Source organism: Lentibacillus halophilus, from assembly GCF_039522485.1.
GTDB lineage: Bacteria > Bacillota > Bacilli > Bacillales > Amphibacillaceae > Lentibacillus > Lentibacillus halophilus.
Genome location: NZ_BAAADM010000032.1, coordinates 34,461 through 53,664 on the forward strand (window position 1 = coordinate 34,461; position 19,204 = coordinate 53,664).

The window sequence follows — 19,204 nt, forward strand, 5'->3', positions numbered from 1 at the left end:
ATAACAAGGTTCATGATGCTTTTAAACCCCGCTAAACCCGTGATTTTTCAAAATGGAACGCGCTTTGTCTGTCTGCAGAAAGGAGACAAATGCTTTGGCTGTTTGTTTGTCTTTACTGGAGGTTATGACGGCACCTGTATAAATAATGGGCGCGTGGAGGTCATCATCAATCGTGAATACGTTTTGAATCAATTCAGATCGTTGGAGATCGCTACTATAAATAAAGCCTGCTTCCATATTTCCGGACTCGACATAGGTGAGCGACCGTCCGCCTTCATTGGTATAAACGATTGTTTCCTTAATCGTTTCCCAGACACCGCTTTTTTTTAGTGCTTGTGTGGCATATTTTCCGGCGGCGATGTTTTCCGGATTACCCATGGCTATTTGTTTTATGTTCAGTTCCGGCAATTGCTTGATGGATGTTGCCGGAAATGATTCTTGTTTGCTGCTTGCCAGTATCAGACGATTACGGGCAAAATCCATTTCTGTGTCGGTTGTCAGCAAGTTTTGTCCGGTGAGTTGTTCGATAGGTTGCTGACCAGCTGATAAGAAAACGTCAACCGGTGACCCGTTGCTGATTTGGTCCGCTAACTTGCTTGAAGCACCGTAATGAAACGAGAGTGCTGCGTCCGGATGTTCTTCCTGAAATGCATCCGCCAGGTCGCCCAACACATCCGATAAACTGGACGAAGCCGATACAACCACTTCGGACGTGTCTGCATTGTCCTGGCCGGTGCACCCAACACTTATCACGGCGGCTGCGAATATAAGAATAACACCGAGATACCGCATGGAAGATCCCTCCTATGGTCGTTTTTTTCGTTTCGGATAGACCGTTATTATTTTTAGCAAAAAAATAAGCGAATATGGGACAAATAAAGCGAGCCATGAATCGTCCAGCGGAAAAAACAAGGCAAGTACCGAAAATAGAATAAACGGAAGACTTGTCGTGTATACGGTGATTTTCCACAGGATGGGAAATGTAATTTTTCGTTGCAGCAATTTAGCTGTTTTCGTTCCGATATAAGCCATTAATGAAATAAGCAAAACCACCATGACGGTTAGCGGCAGGTAGTAAAATATAAAAAAGTAAATGATTATAATTAGCGGATTCATAGTTGCTCCGGGTTCACCAGCCGTCTGCATTCTGGAAATAAGGGATGGCATGGACGTGATGAGCATCAGGATAAATAAGTACAGGACGGCATAATCCATACCAATCCGATTTAATTGAAATATGGTTTGTTTAGCGGGCAACTTCAGGCTATTGATGAATATGCGTAAAAAAATCATGGTTTCTCACCCTTAACAAATGACGTCCCAGTATTTAAAATACCATTAAATGACGTTCATGACCATGAATCGTTCTTAAAATGCCTTTATTTATCGACAAATTTCCCGAATTTATTTCCCGGGTAATAATTCGGGTTAGTCTTTTCAAATGACAATAAAAGCTTCAAACGTGTTATTATATATGAATGAGCAGTATGTTGTCTGGATGGAAAACACACCTCATAATCATGCAAGATACAAAGAAGGTGCAGTGAATGGATCAATCAAATCAATGGCGAGATGGAGCATTATTAACCATTATTTATATGCTTATTGCGCTGGTGGCTGTTTTTGTTCCGGTTATACCGTTTGTTGCTGTTTTTTTGCTTCCGGTCCCTTTCATCGTGTTTGCTTCACGATATGACTGGAAATCATCAATCATTATGGTGCTTGCAGCGTCAGGCTTAACGATGGTTTTGCTCTCGGTTCACGTTGTGCCTCTTCCCGTCCTGATGGGATTGGGTGGCGTTGCCATTGGCTCCGCTATTTACAGAAAGCACTCCGCTTATGAAACGCTGGCGAGCGGCACATTAGGGTTTGTTGTCGGGTTTGTTATGCTGTTTTTGTACAGCCAGCTTGTTTTGCAAGTTGATTTGATCAGTGAATGGAATAGCGTGATGGATGAATCCATATCCATGAGTCAAGATGTGATCGAAGAATTTGGAATGGCCGGCGAAGCAGAAGACCAAATGCAGGCAGTAAAAGATCAACTTGATATGCTATTGGAACTTATCCCGGTTTGGATCGTGTTAATCAGTTTACTGATGGCTTTTATCAGCCAATGGGTGAGCTATAAAGTGATTACGAAATGGCAGAATCATGCGTTGCAATTTCCGCCGTTTCGTATGTTCCGGCTTCCTTTGTCGCTTATTTGGGTCTATTTTGTCGCCCTGATGCTATCCTTTTTGGATCTGTCTGGAATGACCGCACAGGCCGTCCATAATGTTATGATGCTTGCTGGATTGTTAATCGCATTGCAGGGACTATCCTTTATCTTTTATTATACGTATGTGAAAAGGATAACCAAAGCGTTGCCGGTGATGAGCGTTTTGTTGACGATTTTCCTTCCGTTCATCTTCCTTTTCCTTGTGCGTTTGCTTGGTATCATAGATATAGGGTTTGCACTTAGGGACCGCATTGCCAATGGCAAAACATGATCGGGAGTACAGGTAGGAGCTGATGATATGCAGGAGTTTCAACGAAAACAGCCGTTAAGCCTCCATTTATGGGTGATGTACGTGGTTGCAGCTGTTCTTGTCGGTTTTATCTGGTACTTTCAATGGGTGCCAGGACTGATAATGACTCTTATTCTGGCTGCAGCCATCTATTACAGCATCCGATCGGAGCGGAAGCTGGTAGATGCGACGCAAAAGTACATTGAAACGCTTTCCCATCGTGTGAAACGGGTTGGGGAAGAGGCATTGCTTGAGATGCCGATTGGAATTATTTTATTTAATGAAGAATATATCATCGAATGGGCCAATCCATATATGAATCGTTTTTCTGACGAGGAGGATACGCTTGTCGGAATGTCATTGAATGACCTTTCCGATGATTTTGCGTCACGAATTAAGGAAAATGATGACGACATCTGGATGGATATGAACGGTTATCAATTTCAGATAGCAATCAGAAAGGATGACCGGCTTTTATATTTCTTTGACCGGACGGAACAGGCCCATATTCAGACACGTTATGAAAATGAGCAAACCACGATTGCTATCATATATCTTGATAATTATGAGGAAATCACCCAAAACATGGATGATACCCTTAAAAGCCAGCTGAATTCCAAAGTAACGTCTGTACTTAACAGTTGGTCAACGGATTATGGGTTTTATTTAAAACGGACATCACAGGATCGTTTTCTAGCTGTTTTGACTAAGGACACACTGGATCAGCTGGAAAAATCAAAATTTGATATACTGGATGAAGTCCGGGAACTGAACGCTGAGCAGAACGTTCCGGTTACGCTGAGCATTGGTATCGGTGCCGGAGACAACACACTTCCGGAACTTGGCGAAATGGCGCAATCCAGTCTTGATCTGGCTCTTGGCCGTGGCGGTGATCAGGTTGCGATCAAGGATAACCTGGGCAAAGTACGCTTTTATGGCGGCCGTACGAATCCAATGGAAAAACGAACGAGAGTCCGTGCACGCGTCATTTCACACGCATTAAAAGAACTTGTCCGGGAAAGTGACAATGTTATTATTATGGGGCATAAGGCACCGGATATGGATGCATTCGGTGCTGCAATTGGCATTCTGAATATAGCGAGAGCCAATGATGTGGACGGCTATATTGTATTTGACTCGAATGATGTGGATACCGGTGTCCACCGCTTGGTTGATGCACTCAAACAAGATGATGATTTATGGGGATATTTCATTGATCCGGATGAGTCAGAGGCGCTTGTTACCAGCCGTAGCCTGATTGTTGTGGTTGATACGCATAAACCTGGTATGGTGGCTCATGAAAAACTATTAAACAAAACTGATTACAAAGTTGTAATTGATCACCACAGACGTGCAGAAGAGTTTATTGAGAACCCAACGCTTGTTTATATGGAACCTTATGCATCGTCAACAGCGGAACTTGTAACGGAACTGCTGGAGTATCAGCCGCAAAAACTGAAGCTTAAAATGCTTGAAGCAACCGCTCTGCTTTCCGGTATTATAGTTGATACAAAAAGTTTCACGCTCAGGACGGGTTCCCGTACATTTGATGCCGCATCCTATCTGCGTTCCAAAGGTGCGGACACCGTACTTGTGCAGCGTTTCATGAAAGAAGATCTTGATCTTTATATTAAGCGTGGCAAACTGATTGAGCGTGCTGAAATTTATAGTAATTCCATTGCGATTGCCAAGGGTAGTCCTGGTGAAATTTATGGTGGTGTGCTGCTGGCGCAGACTGCTGACACCCTCTTGACTATGAGTGGAATTAACGCTTCGTTTGTCATTTCGGAACGTGACGACGGGCGAATTGGCATAAGTGCCCGTTCGCTCGGCGATGTAAACGTCCAGGTGATTATGGAAAAAATGAACGGTGGCGGACACCTTACCAATGCTGCCACACAAATTGAAGATACAACGATTGACGATGCAGAAGCATTGTTAAAAGATATATTGGAAGAATATTTTACAGGAGGGGAAACAGAATGAAAGTCATCTTAAAAAAGGACGTAAAAGGCCAAGGAAAAAAAGGAGAAGTAAAAAATGTCTCAGATGGTTATGCACGGAACTACCTCCTGAAAAAAGGTCTTGCAGACGAGGCGACATCAGGAAACCTGAAAGCACTTGAAGCACAAAAGGAAAAACAGCGGCAACAGGAAGATGAAATTAAAAAGGAAGCCGAACTGCTTAAAAATGAACTGGAAGATATAACCGTGGAAATTAAAGCAAAATCAGGTGAAGCCGGCCGTCTGTTTGGTTCGATCACATCGAAACATATTGCAGATACATTGAAAAACGATTATAACTATAAAATCGATAAGCGCAAAATTGAGCTGGACAGCCCCATTCGGACGCTTGGCTACACGAATGTCCCTGTCAAATTGCACCAAGACGTCACGGGAACAATTAACGTCCATGTAACTGAAACATGACTGGATGATTTTATAAAGCAGCAAGGCTCGCCGTATCTTTTTAATAAGGAGGGCAACCGATGAGTGAGCTATGGAATGATCGGACACCGCCGCATAATATAGAGGCAGAACAGGCTGTCATTGGTGCCATTTTCCTTGAACCTGATGCTATGCCAACAGCTGCTGAGCACCTTATGGCTGATGATTTTTACCGGGCAAGTCATCAACGGATTTTTGACGCCATGCTGCGATTGATGGATCGGGGGGAACCGATTGATCTTGTTACGGTGACAACCCTTCTGTCCAACGAAAAAAAGCTCGATGAAGCTGGCGGCGTCTCATATTTATCCGATTTGGCCGGTAGTGTTCCAACCGCAGCCAACATCGTTTATTACAGCAAAATCGTTGAAGAAAAAGCATTGTTGCGTCGACTGATCCGGACAGCGACAGATATTGTCACATCAGGCTTTTCCAGTGAGGAAGATGTGGATGATATTTTGAATGAAGCCGAGAAAAATATTCTTGAAGTATCCGGGCGGAAAAACACAAGCAATTTTCAACCAATTAAAGATGTTCTAATCGATGTCTATGATAATATTGAGCAGCTTCATCATCATGATGGAGATATAACAGGCATTCCAACAGGTTATCGCGATTTGGATCAGATTACGTCGGGTTTTCAGCGCAATGACTTAATTATTATTGCCGCTCGTCCGTCGGTTGGTAAAACGGCCTTTGCACTAAATATTGCACAAAACATTGCCATCAAAACCGATGAAAATGTGGCGATATTCAGTCTGGAAATGGGAGCAGACCAGCTTGTTTCCCGGATGCTTTGTGCGGAAGGGAACATCGATGCCCAGCGGCTGCGGACCGGGAAACTTGAGCCGGATGATTGGAGTAAGCTGACCATGGCGATGGGCAGTTTGTCCAATGCCGGTATTTATATCGACGATTCGCCGGGAATCCGTGTCAGTGAAATCCGTTCGAAATGCCGTCGTTTGAAACAGGAGCATGGTCTTGGCATGATCATGATCGATTATTTGCAGCTGATCCAGGGCCAGGGTCAGTCACGGGAAAACCGACAGCAGGAAGTGTCGGAGATCTCGCGTGCTTTGAAGGCACTAGCGCGGGAATTGAACGTTCCGCTGATTGCTCTGTCACAGTTATCACGTGGCGTCGAAGCACGTCAGGATAAACGGCCGATGATGTCTGATTTGCGGGAGTCCGGAAGTATTGAACAGGATGCTGATATTGTCGGCTTTTTGTACCGGGACGATTACTATGACCAGGAATCCGAAAAACAGAATATTATCGAAATTATTATTTCCAAGCAGCGGAATGGGCCAGTAGGCAATGTTGAATTGGCGTTTGTTAAAGAATATAATAAATTTGTTGATCTTGATCACCGTTATTCGGAAAGTGATGTCCCGCCTGAACCTGTACAGACATAACCAGTTCTTCAACCATGGAACTGGTTTTTTGTTTGTGCTTTGAACGAATAATAATTGATATTGTTGGTTATATCGTTCGTGTTTAATTTGACAGTCAGGACTATGATTGATAAAATCATGCTGTCAGTAACGAAAATACAATTGTGGATGCATGATGGAGGTGCGCCATGTCCTCAGTAGTAGTAGTCGGAACGCAATGGGGCGATGAAGGAAAAGGTAAAATCACCGACTTCCTGTCGCAGAATGCCGAAGTGGTTGCTCGTTATCAGGGAGGAAATAATGCGGGGCATACCATTAAATTTGACGATGCAACGTATAAATTGCACTTGATCCCATCCGGAATATTTTTTCATGATAAAACGTGTGTATTAGGTAATGGAATGGTTATTGATCCAAAGGCTTTCACAGAAGAGATGACTTATTTACATGACAATGGCATAGCAACCGATCATTTGCGTATCAGCAATCGTGCTCATATCATTTTGCCGTATCATATCAAGCTAGATGTCCTTCAAGAAGAAGATAAAGGAAACGATAAAATCGGGACAACGAAAAAAGGAATCGGCCCAGCCTATATGGATAAAGCCGCACGCATGGGCATTCGTGTTGCCGATTTGTTGGACAAAGATGCATTCCGTACAAAGCTTGAACAAAATTTAAAAGAAAAAAACCGTTTGTTTGAAAAGATTTATGAAACGGAACCAATGCAAGTGGAGGAGATACTGGAAGAGTATCACGAATACGGTCGACAGATGGCTCCATTTGTATGTGATACGTCGGTTGTTTTAAATGATGCCCTTGATCAGGGACGCCGTGTTTTATTCGAAGGAGCTCAAGGTGTGATGCTTGATATTGATCAGGGAACTTATCCGTTTGTCACATCATCCAATCCGATTGCTGGTGGGGTCACCATTGGCTCCGGTATAGGCCCGTCGAAAATTGACCATGTCGTTGGGGTGTCTAAAGCGTATACGACACGAGTCGGGGATGGTCCGTTTCCGACTGAATTGACCGACGCCACCGGCCAACAGATACGGGAGACCGGCAACGAATACGGAACAACAACTGGACGACCGCGACGTGTTGGTTGGTTTGACAGTGTGGTTGTGCGTCATGCCCAGCGTGTTAGCGGCGTGACGGATTTATCCCTCAATTCACTTGATGTTTTGACAGGTATTGAAACTCTCAAAATCTGTGTGGCTTACATGTATAACGGAGAAAAAATACATGAATTTCCGGCCAATCTGCGTATACTGGCTGAATGTGAGCCGGTTTATGAAGAAATGCCCGGATGGACGGAAAGTATCACCAATGTTCAATCCATTCATGAGCTTCCACCCAACGCCAGACATTATTTGGAACGCATCGCACAATTAACCGGCATTCAACTGTCTATTTTTTCCGTCGGTCCGGATCGCACGCAGACAAATATGGTACGCAGCGTTTACAGCTAAATACAATACTTGCTTTCACTCAACCTCTGTCTTATCGACGGAGGTTTTTTTGTCGGTTTCAGACTGAAATTTTGAAACGTATAAAATAATTGTCACTAATTGTAACGTGATTGTAAAAAAAGTAGACGTTATTATACAATTCATTTACATTTACCCGTTCTCTATTTTATCGTGTGCGAAGTTATGATAGTTTAATAAAGGACTAAAAGAAGCAATGAGACTTGTATATATCGTTGCATGGTAAAAGGAGCGTACGGTATGGCACGAAGAAAACCGCTTGATGATCTTCACAGGAATCGTCATATACTACCAAAAATAGCCATTATGATAGGTCTTGGAATATTTTTGTTTGGTACGGCTGCTCAGGCTGAAGAAGGGTCGCTGGGGAAAATATTTCATGTTTATGTTGATGGTGAACATATTGGCAAAGTAAATGATAAACAGGCCATGAAGGATATAATGGAAAGCAAAGTGAAGAACAAGAAAGCTGATTTTAACAATCTTTCGCTGACGATTGGGGAAGAAGTGAATATAGTACCTGAGCGCGTATTCGACCCATCGTATGATAACCAGAAAGTGAGCACGTATTTGCAAGAAAACCTATCTGTTCAAGCGGAAGCCGTTAAAATGGAAATAGGCGGAAAAAGCGTTGGATACTTTCAAAATAAAAAGGCCGCTGAACAAACGCTGAACGCCTATCAAACCAACTTTGTCGATGAACAGGATCTCGAGACGTTGACGGCAAAAAAACAGGAAAACGACATGACCGATTATACCCGGGCAAATCTAGTGAATGATAAACAAACGACGGACCATTTAAGCGCCGGGGATACTATTATTACAGACGTTTCCCTTTCAGATAAGGTTTCCTTTTCCGAACAAAAAACAGCGCCATCCGGCGTTTTGACGAAAAAGCAAGGTATTTCCGTCCTTGAAAAGGGGACACCAGTTGAAACGGTACATAAAGTAAACGAAGGAGAAACATTGGTGGATATAGCCAAGCAGCACGATTTAACCTTGGATGAATTGCTTAACTTAAACGAGGAACTGAAAAAATCCTCTGTTTTGCAAATTGGACAGAAACTTTATGTGACGGACTATCAGCCATTTGTTGACGTTATCGTTAAGAAGGAAATAAAAGAAAAAACGTCGATTGATTATAAAACAAAAACCATCGAATCCGATAATCTTTACAAAGGTGAAGAAAACGTAAAACAGCAAGGTGAAGAAGGTCAAAAGATGGTGCATTATTCCCTGACGATAAATAATGGGAATGAATCCAGCCGAAATATTATTAATGAAAAAACAACCAAAGAACCGGTCAAAAAAATTATCGTTAAAGGAACCAAGGTTGTCCCGTCACGTGGAACAGGCAACCTGAACTGGCCTGCAGTCGGTGGATATATATCCAGCAATGTAGGCATGCGCTGGGGGTCCATGCATAAAGGAATGGATATTGCGGGACCAAGCAGCCGCACTATAAAGGCAGCTGACAATGGGACGATTGTTTCAGCTGAACGGTCCAGCGGTTATGGTAACAAAATTACGATCGATCATAATAATGGCATGCGAACGATTTATGCTCATTTGGCCTCCATAAATGTCAGCCCGGGTCAAACGGTTGAAAAAGGTCAAAAAATTGGAGTTATGGGAGCAACGGGGGACTCTACTGGCATTCATTTGCATTTTGAAGTCTATCAAAATGGTTCGTTGCAACACCCGAAGAAGTATTTTTAGGTCATTCAGAGTGTAAGAGTTATTTTTCGTAAAAACAAATGACAACTGACTCATGCGTAAAAGATGGGTCAGTTTTTTTGTGACACTAATGATTGCATGAATGCCCGTGTGTTTTATATTTTTCGCATCTGATATAAGACATTTTGGACAAAGTACGATAGAATGGAGCGAGAAACTACAATTGGATAAAGGAAAACAATGGGGTTTAGACTCTCTTTGTTAAACGAACCTTACATAAAGGACGTGACGTTTATGGGACAGAAAATTTTGGTTGTAGATGATGAACAGCCAATAGCTGATATTTTACATTTTAATTTGGATAAAGAAGGGTATGATGTTGTTGTTGCTTACGATGGGGATGAAGCCATCGAGCTGGCTGACGAAGAGGATCCCGATCTTGTCCTTTTGGATATTATGTTACCGAATAAAGATGGTAATGAGGTTTGCCGGGAGATCCGTAAGACGCATTCCATGCCTATCATAATGCTGACGGCCAAGGATGATGAAATTGATAAAGTGCTTGGGTTGGAGCTTGGCGCGGATGATTATGTGACGAAGCCATTCAGTAATCGGGAGTTGATTGCCCGGGTGAAGGCGAATTTGCGCCGTCAACAGCAGATTCCGGATGATGGAGTTAAAACGACGAAAAACATTCAAATCGGCCGACTGGAAATTCAGCCAGATGCTTATGCTGTCACCCGTGACGGGAATCACGTAGATCTGACCCATCGTGAATTCGAATTGCTTTATTATTTGGCCCGTCATATTGGTCAAGTCATGACCCGTGAACATTTGCTGGAGACCGTATGGGGTTACGATTACTTTGGCGATGTACGGACGGTTGATGTTACTGTTCGTCGTCTCCGTGAAAAGATTGAGGAAAATCCGAGCAACCCTGTGTGGATTATTACCCGCCGTGGTGTCGGCTATTATTTGCGCAATCCTGAACAGGAGTAGAACTGGTTCATGAAAAAGTTAGGTTTTTTTCGCTCGATACAAGTGAAATTTATCATTATTTTCATTTTACTTCTATTAATCTCCACCCAGGTGATCAGTGCTTACTTTGCGCGGGGATTGGAGAGTGAGTTGAATGAAAATTTTGAGCAGTCTATTGATGCCAGTGTGGAAATTTTGAAAGTCAATTTGACCCGTGCATTCAGCAAAGACCGTTCCGATGATGATAGCGAACCGACTTTGTCGCAGGAAGTACAGAACATCGTCAATGTCAATGATACCAAAGACATCATTAATATTCAGGTGGTTAATAAACAGAGCAGAATTATAGCTTCAAGCAATAATACTGGCACTAGGAACGTGGGAAAGAAAGTGACGAGAGATATTGTCCGCAATGCTGTTTTATATGGGAACCAGGGTGATAAAAAACAGTACAACCGGGAGAAAAACCTTGTCTATGTTCGGGCGGTTCCCATATATGACAATGAAGACACACAGGTTGGCGCCCTGTACATTGAGGCAAACATGGAGGGCGTATACAATCAGCTGGAAAATATTAATCGTATTTTTATGCAGGGCTCACTTCTTGCCATTACGGTTTCGGTCCTGCTCGGAATATTGGTGGCACGCACAATCACCAAACCGATTAAGGAAATGCGCAAACAAGCACAAACATTGGCAAGAGAAGATTTTTCCCAAAGCGTTAATGTGTATGGAAAAGATGAAATCGGTCAACTTGCTGAATCATTTAATGATTTAACGTCGAAGTTGAAACATTCAAGAGCATTGACAGAAGAGGAACGACGAAAACTGAGCAGCGTTCTGTCCAATATGTCCGACGGTGTTATCGCGACAGATGACCAGGGTGTTATCACGCTTTTGAATGAAGCTGCTGCCCGTTTGCTCGACAAAGAGACGGAAGAAGCAAAAGGGATGTTTTTGTTGGATGTGTTGCAACTGGATGAAAATGAGGTTGACATCACAGAACTGCCTGATAGTGGGTCCATGATTATAGATTTCAGTCATAACGACACGATCTTTCTAATTCGTGCTAAATTCTCGACAGTCATGGACGAGGAAAACGCTATTAATGGGTTTATTACGGTTCTTAGTGATGTAACCGAACAGCAAAAAATGGAACAGGAGCGCCGCGAATTTGTGTCCAATGTATCACATGAACTGCGGACGCCATTGACAACAATGCGGAGTTATATGGAAGCATTGACGGAGGGTGCATGGGAAAACAAAGATCTCGCACCAAAATTTCTGGATGTCACCAAAAATGAAACGGAACGCATGATCCGTATGGTGAATGATCTGTTGCAGCTTTCCCGAATGGATAATCAGAATTATGAATTGAAAATGGAACGCACCGAGTTTATCACTTTCTTCCATCATGTCATCGACCGGTTTGAAATGAACGTGACGAGTGACATTACATTGAAACGGGATTTGTCGGACGGAACCTATGACGTATGGGTTGATAAGGATAAAATATTCCAAGTGCTCGATAACATCATTTCCAACGCTGTTAAGTACTCACCGGAAGGAGGTACCATCCGGTTCAAAACGATGAAACAACAAGGACGGCTGCTGGTGAGTGTGTCGGATGAAGGCATGGGGATCCCCCGGGATAAAGTTGATAAAATATTTGACCGCTTTTACCGTGCAGATAAAGCACGGTCCCGCAAGGTCGGCGGCACGGGTCTGGGATTGTCGATTGCCAGGGAAATTGTTGAAGCACACAATGGCACCATCCGGGCGAAGAGCAAAGAAGGTAAAGGGACAACAATTCTCTTTACGCTTCCGCTAATGAACACGAAGCGGAGGGGTGCGTAATGCGGTTTGAAACCGTCAAATCGGTTATATTATGGGCACTGGTCGTGGGGAGCCTGCTGCTTTCGTTTGCCCTGTGGAATTATAAACCGGAAGTAGAAGATCTCCCACCTGAACAGTTTCAAGACCGGGTTGACCTTGGTGGAGATGAAGAGACAAAAAAAAATATTATAAAACCAAAATCCATTATTTTCCGAAACGAGCAGCATTATTATGGTTTTACAGACCCGAATGACAGCGAAACGTTGTATCAGGATATGCATTCATGGATGTTGTATGACTTCCGGACAGAAGAAAGCCGTGGTCGACCGACGGAAAGCAATCAACTGGAGGTTGTATTCCCGACTGCCATTCCTATGAGCATGTTGGACAGCCTGTTTACATTTAATGGGGATCCTCTTTTTCCCGACTGGGATTTTGAACGGTTCTTTATAACGTTTGATGAAGATGATTCATCACTGCAAATCACGTTTCTTGACCGGAAAGGTGACCAACAAGCGACAGCGGCCGTTAATAATAGTGAAACCTTCAGCCGGCTCTGGCAGCTTTTGACAACGTTTGAAGGATTGCGTGAATACGCGCAGTTTGATAAAGCGGAGCAACCCATTTATATACCGAAACACGCGGTGGAAATGGCAAATAAGTCAGTGGCAGTCAGGGAAATAGGTTCTCATTCAATGGTTGATGTGTTGTTCCGGAATCCGGATGCTGTCATCCGCAATCAAATCAATGACAATGAAGTATATTTTACGGACAATGCACGCGGCATTATGCGTGTTTATCAAGACAGACGGACGATGGAGTTTCAAAACCCTCTTCAGTCCCCTTTTGAACAAATGGAGCCGGCGGCACTCCTGGAACGGAGCAAAAACAATATCAACGAGTATAAGGGATGGACAGATGATTATCATTTGATGGATATAGAAACATCGATCAACACCATTCGTTATCAGATGTTTTATGATGGTTATCCGGTCTATGGAAACAACCATGCATCGATGATTGAGCAACAATACCGGATTAAGGACTTGAATCAGCCGAACCGCTACCATCGTCCATTGTTCAGCCTGGCGAACTTGCTCAGCAGTAAAACGGAAGAACTGCCATCAGGTGCGAACGTCATCGATTATCTGAACAACAATAAAACATATAAGCCAGAGCAAGTGGATGATATTCGCATCGGTTATGACTTGACCTATCAAGGTGAATCAGACGCTCTGACATTGGAAGCGGCATGGTTTATCAATTATAAAGGCTGTTGGCAGAAAATGAGTTCTGATGACATAACGCTGCAAAAAGGAGGGAGCTGAGGATGCAATGGAAACAAATCAAAATGCTATTTATCCTCTGCTTCCTTGTGCTTAATGTGTATTTATTATTCATGTTTTTTAATAAACAAGAGGAATCCGATTTTGGTTACGAAAATCCGGACGAAGTAACATTGGAGCAGGAGTTGGAGTCAGAAGATATTACTATCAGTACTGACTTGTCACAGAAGGAAATAAATGAATCATATATTACAGCAGGGAAGAAAACATTCACAGACAAAGAATTGGACTATTTCAGTCCACTGGAAAATCAAAACGTCGAAATTCTGAATCAAACATTTATCATTTCCCGTTTTAAAGAACCAGTAAGCGTACCGGATGATGCAAAGAAAAATACAATCAGTCAACTGGTTAAAAGCAAGATTCTTCTTCCCGATAATTATACATTTGGTTCATGGAATAAGTCGATGAATACGCTCGTGTTTTTCCAGAAGAAAAAGGATCATCCCATTTATTACAATCAAAGTGGCATCATTATCGTATATCTCAATGATGACAATGAGATGATGTTCTATACACAAACCATGCTCGGAAAGGCAGCGCCGTCTACAAATAAAAAGAAGACTCTGATTAAGCAAATGGATGCCATCAAGGTTCTTTATGAAGGCAACAAAATTTGGCCAGGTGATGACATAACAGATGTCAAACTTGGTTTTCACACACGATTTCCACTTCCGAATGGGAAACAGGTTTTTGCGCCTACATGGATCGTTTCTGTTAATGAAGACAAGCATTTTTCTGTGAACGCACTTGAGAATCTCGTCGTCCAAAACGATGAAACATCCTTTTTAGTCGATGCCGTGGCAGCGTCTATAGAAAAAGTTAAAAATCTGCCAGACGACAATGATATGAAAAAGTATGTACTGAAACATATGAATGAACGTGTGAATCGTCAGTAAAAGAGGTGGGATTAAATGACTATGCGTTTTAGTGTTTTAGCCTCCGGAAGCACCGGAAATGCCTTTTATATTGAATCTAATCAAGAGAAACTGCTGGTTGACGTCGGGTTGAGTGGAAAGCAAATGGACAGGCTGTTTAACGAAATAAGCGTCGATCCATCCGAATTAACCGGTATTTTAGTGACACATGAACATCAGGATCACATAAAAGGATTGGGGGTTTTTGCGCGTAAATATCAGTTGCCGATTTATGCGAATGAAAAAACCTGGAAAGCTATGCAACCGTCCATTGGAACCATTGCATTGGATCAGAAGTTTCATTTTGGTATGGAAGAAGTGAAGCCATTCAATGATATGGATGTGGAATCGTTCGGTGTGTCCCATGATGCAGCTGAACCCATGTTTTTCACGTTTCGTCACAATGGCACCAAAGTTGCACTTGTGACTGATTTGGGCTATGTATCTGAGCGGATCCGGAAAACGGTGGAAGATGCGGATGCTTATATATTTGAAGCCAATCATGATATAGAGATGCTGCGTATGGGACGTTATCCGTGGAACGTCAAACGACGTATACTGGGGGACACCGGCCATGTTTCTAACGAGGATAGCGGTCTTGCTCTTTGTGATGTGATCAGTAATCGCACCAAGCGTATTTATTTGGCCCATTTAAGCCAAGATAATAACATGAAGGAACTCGCACGTATGTCGGTTAGCCATGTTCTGACGGATCGAGGGATTGATCTCCCTCTTTATAATACTGATCCGAAAATACCGACATCATTGTATGACGTCGGTTGAAATCATTGGCATCCGTGAGTGCGTGGTTCTCATCCTTTTAAAGGAGAGATAACATGGGTTATTTTGAAAAGGGCCATGCTGAACGAGGAAGTAGCAAACGCGGGTGGCTTGTTCCAGCACTTATAGGAATGGGAATAGGCATAATAGCTGTCTTGGCGTTGATTCCCACAGTACTCAAAACTGACATAATGCCGTCTTTAGGGATGAACGATACATCGGAAAAGGCAATAGATGGTACCGGTTCCGGGCTTGATGCCAATGATTATGTATCGGTGAATGTTTCCTCGCAGATTACAGATGTTGTAGACAATGTTTCCCCTGCTGTTGTAGGTGTCATTAATATACAGCGCAAAGGTGATTATTGGCAACAGGGTAATCAGCGAAAAGCTGGTTCCGGCTCGGGGGTTATCTATAAGAAGCAGGACGGCCAGGCATATGTCATCACCAATCATCATGTGGTGCAGGGGGCCGATTCGGTGGAAATCATTCTATCCAATGATAATCGTGTTGAAGCCAAAATTCTTGGAAGTGATTTATTTTCTGATTTGGCGGTTCTGCAGATGGATGGCAGCAATGTGAACCAAACGATGAAACTGGGAACATCGGCTAATGTAAAAGTCGGGGAGCCAGCCATTGCCATCGGGAATCCACTCGGTAAGTTTTTAGGTTCCGTTACCCAGGGCGTCATCAGCGGAACGCAACGTACTATTCCACAGGATTTCAACCAGGACGGCCGGGCGGATTGGCAAACTGAAGTCATTCAGACAGATGCGGCCATTAATCCGGGCAACAGTGGTGGTGCATTGATTAATATCGATGGTCGGCTGATTGGAATCAACTCCATGAAAATTAATGAAGAATCGGTCGAGGGCATTGGGTTTGCCATCCCGATTGATGCTGCCAAACCGATTGTCGATCAGCTGGAACAGAATGGTCAGGTGAAGCGTCCGTATATGGGTGTGGAGATATATTCTCTGGATGAGGTGCCAAAGACCGAATGGGACCGGACATTGAACCTTCCTGACGATGTGAATGGTGGGGTTTATGTCTGGAATACTGAATCACTGTCTCCTGCAGACAAGGCCGGAATCAAGCGTCTTGACGTTATCACCGCCATCGACGGAAAACAGGTACTGAACATGATTGATCTGCGGAAGATTCTTTATCAGAAAAAAGAAATCGGCGACTCGTTGGACGTGACATTTTATCGGGACGGAGATAAGCAGACAACAACGATGACTTTAGGCAAGCAACGCTAAGCTATCCTTTATAAAGGATAGCTTTTGCTTTTTTAAGGTTTATAGCAGGGATTACTGAAAGGATTTGTTGTTCATTTATACACATTTCATCCACAGCCTGTATATAACAAACTATATATGGTAGCGAACATGTATGCCAGGACAACATAACGACGAACATTTGTGCATATGTGTATAAATTTGTGGATAAGTACGAAAGCATATCGTTATGGTCAGGAGGACGGTTGGCCCGGTTTGTGCTGCCAAAGTAACAGAAGCAAGATGAGCATAACGATATCAAGCCGTGCTTCAAAAGCGAATGACAACACTCCTTGGTTCATTAACACAGGAATTTTGGTTACATAAATAGCCCCAATGATAATGATCATGAGTGCTGTGGCCGCTTGTCTAACATAGATTCTCCCGATAATGAGCACACTGCATGCAAGTTCTGTTATGGCTACGAGAAAAAGAAATTTTTCCGGAAATGGAAGTCCCAGATTGGCGAAAACCGTTTGGAAATCGCTATTGACTAACTTACATACGCCGGATATGAAAAAAACGTAACCAATTGCGTAACCGATCCAGTTCATAGTTTGCATACACACCTCCTTGCCATGGTGTGTTATGTATATGTTCGAATTGGGACAATCTTGACAACCTCTCCCACATTTTTTGTATGGTTATTCAGAACGGCAGTTGTAACAAAGGTCGATGTGACTTATCCCCAAAAATCTGTGGATGAACTGTGGATAATATGTTGATTGGCTGAATGAAATGGTCCATTTTGTTACACTGGACCTACGTAAGTTTAAGAGTATTCTTATGATGGGTTAAGGAGGCGATTGGAATGGAACGTTTAAGCGAAGAGCAAATAGAAACAGAATTGGAAACGTTGCCGGAATGGAAACGCCTTGACGAAAAATGGATCGAACGTCGCTACCGGTTTAAAGACTTTTTGAGTGGTGTTCGTTTTGTGGATCAGATTGCGGAATATGCCGAAAGCAAAAAGCATCATCCATTTATCTCTATCGATTACAAAGTCGTCACCTTGAAAATATCGTCATGGCAAATGAAGGGACTGACCGATTTGGACTTCGAAATGGTCAGGCATTTTGACGATCTGTACGAGAAGGCATCAAAATAATTAATTGTGGATGCTGGTGTTAGATTCTGTACGTTTCTTTATGTTTTATGAAAGGCCGGGTGATAATTGGAAGCATGATTCGGTCGCAGCTGCTTCCATTCAGATGCCAACATGCCGTATAACGCATGATCGGTATAAGATGCGTGCAATTGTTCGGCTTGGCGCAACTGTCCTTCCTGTACAAAACGAAGCCGTTCCGGAATCGCTCGGCTTTTCGTGTTGGCAACGGCTGCCCGGATTTCAATACGATTTAATGCCAACGAATAAACGCCATAGTCAATTAAACCACTAACGGCACGGATCATGATCCCATTGCCTTGATAAGGCGTTCCCAACCAATAGCCGATTTGGCCGGCATTATTTGCCCAGTCCAGATGATTGAAAGCAACCACCCCGGCTAGTTCGCTTTTATAAAGAATACCGGTTGTCAGTGCTCGACGATTGGAAAAAGCTTTCAGGCTGGATTGGATAAATGCTTTGGAATCCGCTGTCGAATTAGTGCCATCAACCCATGGCAGCCATTGACGCAAGTGGTGCCGTGATTGATCCGTCAATTGAAATAACCGGTTCGCATCATGAAGTTCTAAATGTTTTAATGCCAATTCATCGTCGATCTGAAAAAGAAACATAATATCACACCCCCAATGAAGTTAAGGCTATTTTATCATGAAAACGAGGGTATCGCGGATAGAATTGCAAATTTTTTTATGCACTCTTAGTCTGATTATATTGCGGTAGATGGAGAGAAAGAAAAGACAATCGAACATGAAAGGAGGATGACAGGATGAAGACAAATGTTAATGGTCGTACGGTGGAACTGCTGACGGGTGATATTACCAAACAGCAGACGGATGCGATTGTTAATGCCGCGAACGGCACCCTACTTGGGGGAGGTGGTGTGGATGGTGCTATCCATCGGGCAGCCGGCAATAATCTGCTCACTGCTTGCAAAAGCGTACGCCAAGAGAAGCTGAACGGTGAAAAGCTGCCGACAGGGGAAGCCGTAATAACAGATGGTTTTAGGCTTCCGGCCACGTATGTTATCCATACAGTCGGCCCGGTCTGGTCAGGGAACCATCAGCAAAGAGATGAACAGTTACTGGCCGACTGTTACTGGAATTCTTTGCAGCTAGCAGCTGATCATCAGGCAACGAGCGTCGCTTTTCCATCGATTGCAACAGGTGTTTATCGTTTTCCCGTGGATTTGGCAGCACAGGTGGCATTAACGACGATTGCCCGCTTTCTCCGGAATCAGAATGATCATGATATTCGTTATGTCGCTATGGTATTGTTTTCCGAACAAGATTACGATATATATCAGGCGTCCATGGAAGAAATAAAGACATCCACCCGAGATTTGGAATAGATGGGTGTTGGTATTATTCCTTCCTCATAAGATAAGGAAGTCTGGTCGTGAACCAGGCTTTTTTTCAGGTGACTC

The 19,204-nt window shown here is 43.2% G+C and carries 18 protein-coding genes; 14 read left to right on the plus strand and 4 right to left on the minus strand.

The annotated features are described in order from the left end of the window. Window positions 1-21: 21 nt before the first annotated feature. Together modA and ABDZ72_RS06225 are read right to left on the minus strand one after the other, a co-directional pair. Complete coding sequence (modA, locus tag ABDZ72_RS06220; protein ID WP_343751827.1) at window positions 22-792, minus strand: molybdate ABC transporter substrate-binding protein; 771 nt, start codon at window positions 790-792, stop codon at window positions 22-24. Window positions 793-804: 12 nt separating this feature from the next. After that, on the minus strand, window positions 805-1,293 hold the full coding sequence (locus ABDZ72_RS06225; RefSeq protein WP_343751828.1) for a hypothetical protein: 489 nt from the start codon (window positions 1,291-1,293) through the stop codon (window positions 805-807). Between the two features lie 254 nt (window positions 1,294-1,547). Between ABDZ72_RS06225 and ABDZ72_RS06230 the strand changes: the two genes are divergently transcribed. The 12 genes from ABDZ72_RS06230 to ABDZ72_RS06285 all read left to right on the plus strand — a co-directional run bounded on the left by ABDZ72_RS06230 (window position 1,548) and on the right by ABDZ72_RS06285 (window position 16,637). Continuing rightward, a complete protein-coding gene (locus ABDZ72_RS06230; protein WP_343751829.1) occupies window positions 1,548-2,489 on the plus strand; it encodes a YybS family protein in 942 nt (313 codons plus the stop codon). A 27-nt stretch (window positions 2,490-2,516) separates the two neighbouring features. Continuing rightward, complete coding sequence (locus ABDZ72_RS06235; RefSeq protein WP_343751830.1) at window positions 2,517-4,493, plus strand: DHH family phosphoesterase; 1,977 nt, start codon at window positions 2,517-2,519, stop codon at window positions 4,491-4,493. Further along, window positions 4,490-4,936, plus strand: coding sequence for a 50S ribosomal protein L9 (gene rplI, locus ABDZ72_RS06240; RefSeq protein ID WP_343751831.1), 447 nt, complete (start codon window positions 4,490-4,492; stop codon window positions 4,934-4,936). Before ABDZ72_RS06235 ends, rplI begins: the two co-directional genes overlap by 4 nt. 59 nt (window positions 4,937-4,995) lie before the next feature. Then, window positions 4,996-6,369: a replicative DNA helicase gene (dnaB, locus tag ABDZ72_RS06245; RefSeq protein WP_343751832.1), complete on the plus strand. Its 1,374-nt coding sequence runs from the start codon at window positions 4,996-4,998 to the stop codon at window positions 6,367-6,369. A gap of 167 nt (window positions 6,370-6,536) precedes the next feature. After that, window positions 6,537-7,823 carry an adenylosuccinate synthase gene (locus tag ABDZ72_RS06250; protein WP_343751833.1) on the plus strand — a complete coding sequence of 429 codons (1,287 nt, stop codon included), beginning with the start codon at window positions 6,537-6,539 and terminating at the stop codon, window positions 7,821-7,823. Window positions 7,824-8,081: 258 nt separating this feature from the next. Further along, the gene (locus ABDZ72_RS06255; protein WP_343751834.1) at window positions 8,082-9,560 is read left to right on the plus strand and encodes a peptidoglycan DD-metalloendopeptidase family protein; all 1,479 of its coding nucleotides are present in this window, start codon (window positions 8,082-8,084) and stop codon (window positions 9,558-9,560) included. Between the two features lie 252 nt (window positions 9,561-9,812). Continuing rightward, entirely contained in the window at window positions 9,813-10,517 is a 705-nt protein-coding gene (yycF, locus tag ABDZ72_RS06260; RefSeq protein WP_343751835.1) for a response regulator YycF, read from the plus strand. A 9-nt stretch (window positions 10,518-10,526) separates the two neighbouring features. Beyond that, complete coding sequence (gene walK / locus ABDZ72_RS06265) at window positions 10,527-12,353, plus strand: cell wall metabolism sensor histidine kinase WalK (RefSeq protein WP_343751836.1); 1,827 nt, start codon at window positions 10,527-10,529, stop codon at window positions 12,351-12,353. Then, a complete protein-coding gene (locus ABDZ72_RS06270; protein ID WP_343751837.1) occupies window positions 12,353-13,660 on the plus strand; it encodes a YycH family regulatory protein in 1,308 nt (435 codons plus the stop codon). The genes walK and ABDZ72_RS06270 overlap by 1 nt, the downstream gene beginning before the upstream one ends. A gap of 2 nt (window positions 13,661-13,662) precedes the next feature. After that, complete coding sequence (locus tag ABDZ72_RS06275; protein ID WP_343751839.1) at window positions 13,663-14,577, plus strand: two-component system regulatory protein YycI; 915 nt, start codon at window positions 13,663-13,665, stop codon at window positions 14,575-14,577. 15 nt (window positions 14,578-14,592) lie between these two features. Then, complete coding sequence (locus ABDZ72_RS06280; RefSeq protein ID WP_343751841.1) at window positions 14,593-15,378, plus strand: MBL fold metallo-hydrolase; 786 nt, start codon at window positions 14,593-14,595, stop codon at window positions 15,376-15,378. Window positions 15,379-15,431: 53 nt separating this feature from the next. Continuing rightward, the gene (locus ABDZ72_RS06285; protein WP_343751843.1) at window positions 15,432-16,637 is read left to right on the plus strand and encodes a S1C family serine protease; all 1,206 of its coding nucleotides are present in this window, start codon (window positions 15,432-15,434) and stop codon (window positions 16,635-16,637) included. 212 nt (window positions 16,638-16,849) lie between these two features. On the opposite strand, the gene ABDZ72_RS06290 is transcribed toward ABDZ72_RS06285, so the two are convergent. Further along, window positions 16,850-17,218 (minus strand): DoxX family protein, encoded by a 369-nt coding sequence (locus ABDZ72_RS06290; RefSeq protein WP_343751845.1) that lies wholly within the window; start codon window positions 17,216-17,218, stop codon window positions 16,850-16,852. A gap of 248 nt (window positions 17,219-17,466) precedes the next feature. On the opposite strand from ABDZ72_RS06290, the gene ABDZ72_RS06295 reads away from it, so the two are divergent. After that, on the plus strand, window positions 17,467-17,763 hold the full coding sequence (locus ABDZ72_RS06295) for a 4a-hydroxytetrahydrobiopterin dehydratase (RefSeq protein ID WP_343751847.1): 297 nt from the start codon (window positions 17,467-17,469) through the stop codon (window positions 17,761-17,763). Between the two features lie 38 nt (window positions 17,764-17,801). On the opposite strand, the gene ABDZ72_RS06300 is transcribed toward ABDZ72_RS06295, so the two are convergent. Continuing rightward, entirely contained in the window at window positions 17,802-18,392 is a 591-nt protein-coding gene (locus tag ABDZ72_RS06300) for a GNAT family N-acetyltransferase (RefSeq protein WP_343751849.1), read from the minus strand. Between the two features lie 155 nt (window positions 18,393-18,547). On the opposite strand from ABDZ72_RS06300, the gene ABDZ72_RS06305 reads away from it, so the two are divergent. Next, entirely contained in the window at window positions 18,548-19,129 is a 582-nt protein-coding gene (locus ABDZ72_RS06305) for an O-acetyl-ADP-ribose deacetylase (RefSeq protein WP_343751851.1), read from the plus strand. The last annotated feature ends 75 nt before the right edge of the window (window positions 19,130-19,204 follow it).

What these genes read in the sequence shown, in the direction of transcription:
- ABDZ72_RS06295 (WP_343751847.1), top strand. Translation starts at nt 17,467, where the DNA reads ATGGAACGTTTAAGCGAAGAGCAAATAGAAACAGAATTGGAAACGTTG.
- ABDZ72_RS06235 (WP_343751830.1), top strand. Translation starts at nt 2,517, where the DNA reads ATGCAGGAGTTTCAACGAAAACAGCCGTTAAGCCTCCATTTATGGGTG.
- ABDZ72_RS06285 (WP_343751843.1), top strand. Translation starts at nt 15,432, where the DNA reads ATGGGTTATTTTGAAAAGGGCCATGCTGAACGAGGAAGTAGCAAACGC.
- ABDZ72_RS06280 (WP_343751841.1), top strand. Translation starts at nt 14,593, where the DNA reads ATGACTATGCGTTTTAGTGTTTTAGCCTCCGGAAGCACCGGAAATGCC.
- walK (WP_343751836.1), top strand. Translation starts at nt 10,527, where the DNA reads ATGAAAAAGTTAGGTTTTTTTCGCTCGATACAAGTGAAATTTATCATT.
- yycF (WP_343751835.1), top strand. Translation starts at nt 9,813, where the DNA reads ATGGGACAGAAAATTTTGGTTGTAGATGATGAACAGCCAATAGCTGAT.
- ABDZ72_RS06290 (WP_343751845.1), bottom strand. Translation starts at nt 17,218, where the DNA reads ATGCAAACTATGAACTGGATCGGTTACGCAATTGGTTACGTTTTTTTC.
- ABDZ72_RS06230 (WP_343751829.1), top strand. Translation starts at nt 1,548, where the DNA reads ATGGATCAATCAAATCAATGGCGAGATGGAGCATTATTAACCATTATT.
- ABDZ72_RS06300 (WP_343751849.1), bottom strand. Translation starts at nt 18,392, where the DNA reads ATGTTTCTTTTTCAGATCGACGATGAATTGGCATTAAAACATTTAGAA.
- ABDZ72_RS06275 (WP_343751839.1), top strand. Translation starts at nt 13,663, where the DNA reads ATGCAATGGAAACAAATCAAAATGCTATTTATCCTCTGCTTCCTTGTG.
- ABDZ72_RS06255 (WP_343751834.1), top strand. Translation starts at nt 8,082, where the DNA reads ATGGCACGAAGAAAACCGCTTGATGATCTTCACAGGAATCGTCATATA.
- ABDZ72_RS06305 (WP_343751851.1), top strand. Translation starts at nt 18,548, where the DNA reads ATGAAGACAAATGTTAATGGTCGTACGGTGGAACTGCTGACGGGTGAT.
- rplI (WP_343751831.1), top strand. Translation starts at nt 4,490, where the DNA reads ATGAAAGTCATCTTAAAAAAGGACGTAAAAGGCCAAGGAAAAAAAGGA.
- modA (WP_343751827.1), bottom strand. Translation starts at nt 792, where the DNA reads ATGCGGTATCTCGGTGTTATTCTTATATTCGCAGCCGCCGTGATAAGT.
- ABDZ72_RS06225 (WP_343751828.1), bottom strand. Translation starts at nt 1,293, where the DNA reads ATGATTTTTTTACGCATATTCATCAATAGCCTGAAGTTGCCCGCTAAA.
- ABDZ72_RS06270 (WP_343751837.1), top strand. Translation starts at nt 12,353, where the DNA reads ATGCGGTTTGAAACCGTCAAATCGGTTATATTATGGGCACTGGTCGTG.
- dnaB (WP_343751832.1), top strand. Translation starts at nt 4,996, where the DNA reads ATGAGTGAGCTATGGAATGATCGGACACCGCCGCATAATATAGAGGCA.
- ABDZ72_RS06250 (WP_343751833.1), top strand. Translation starts at nt 6,537, where the DNA reads ATGTCCTCAGTAGTAGTAGTCGGAACGCAATGGGGCGATGAAGGAAAA.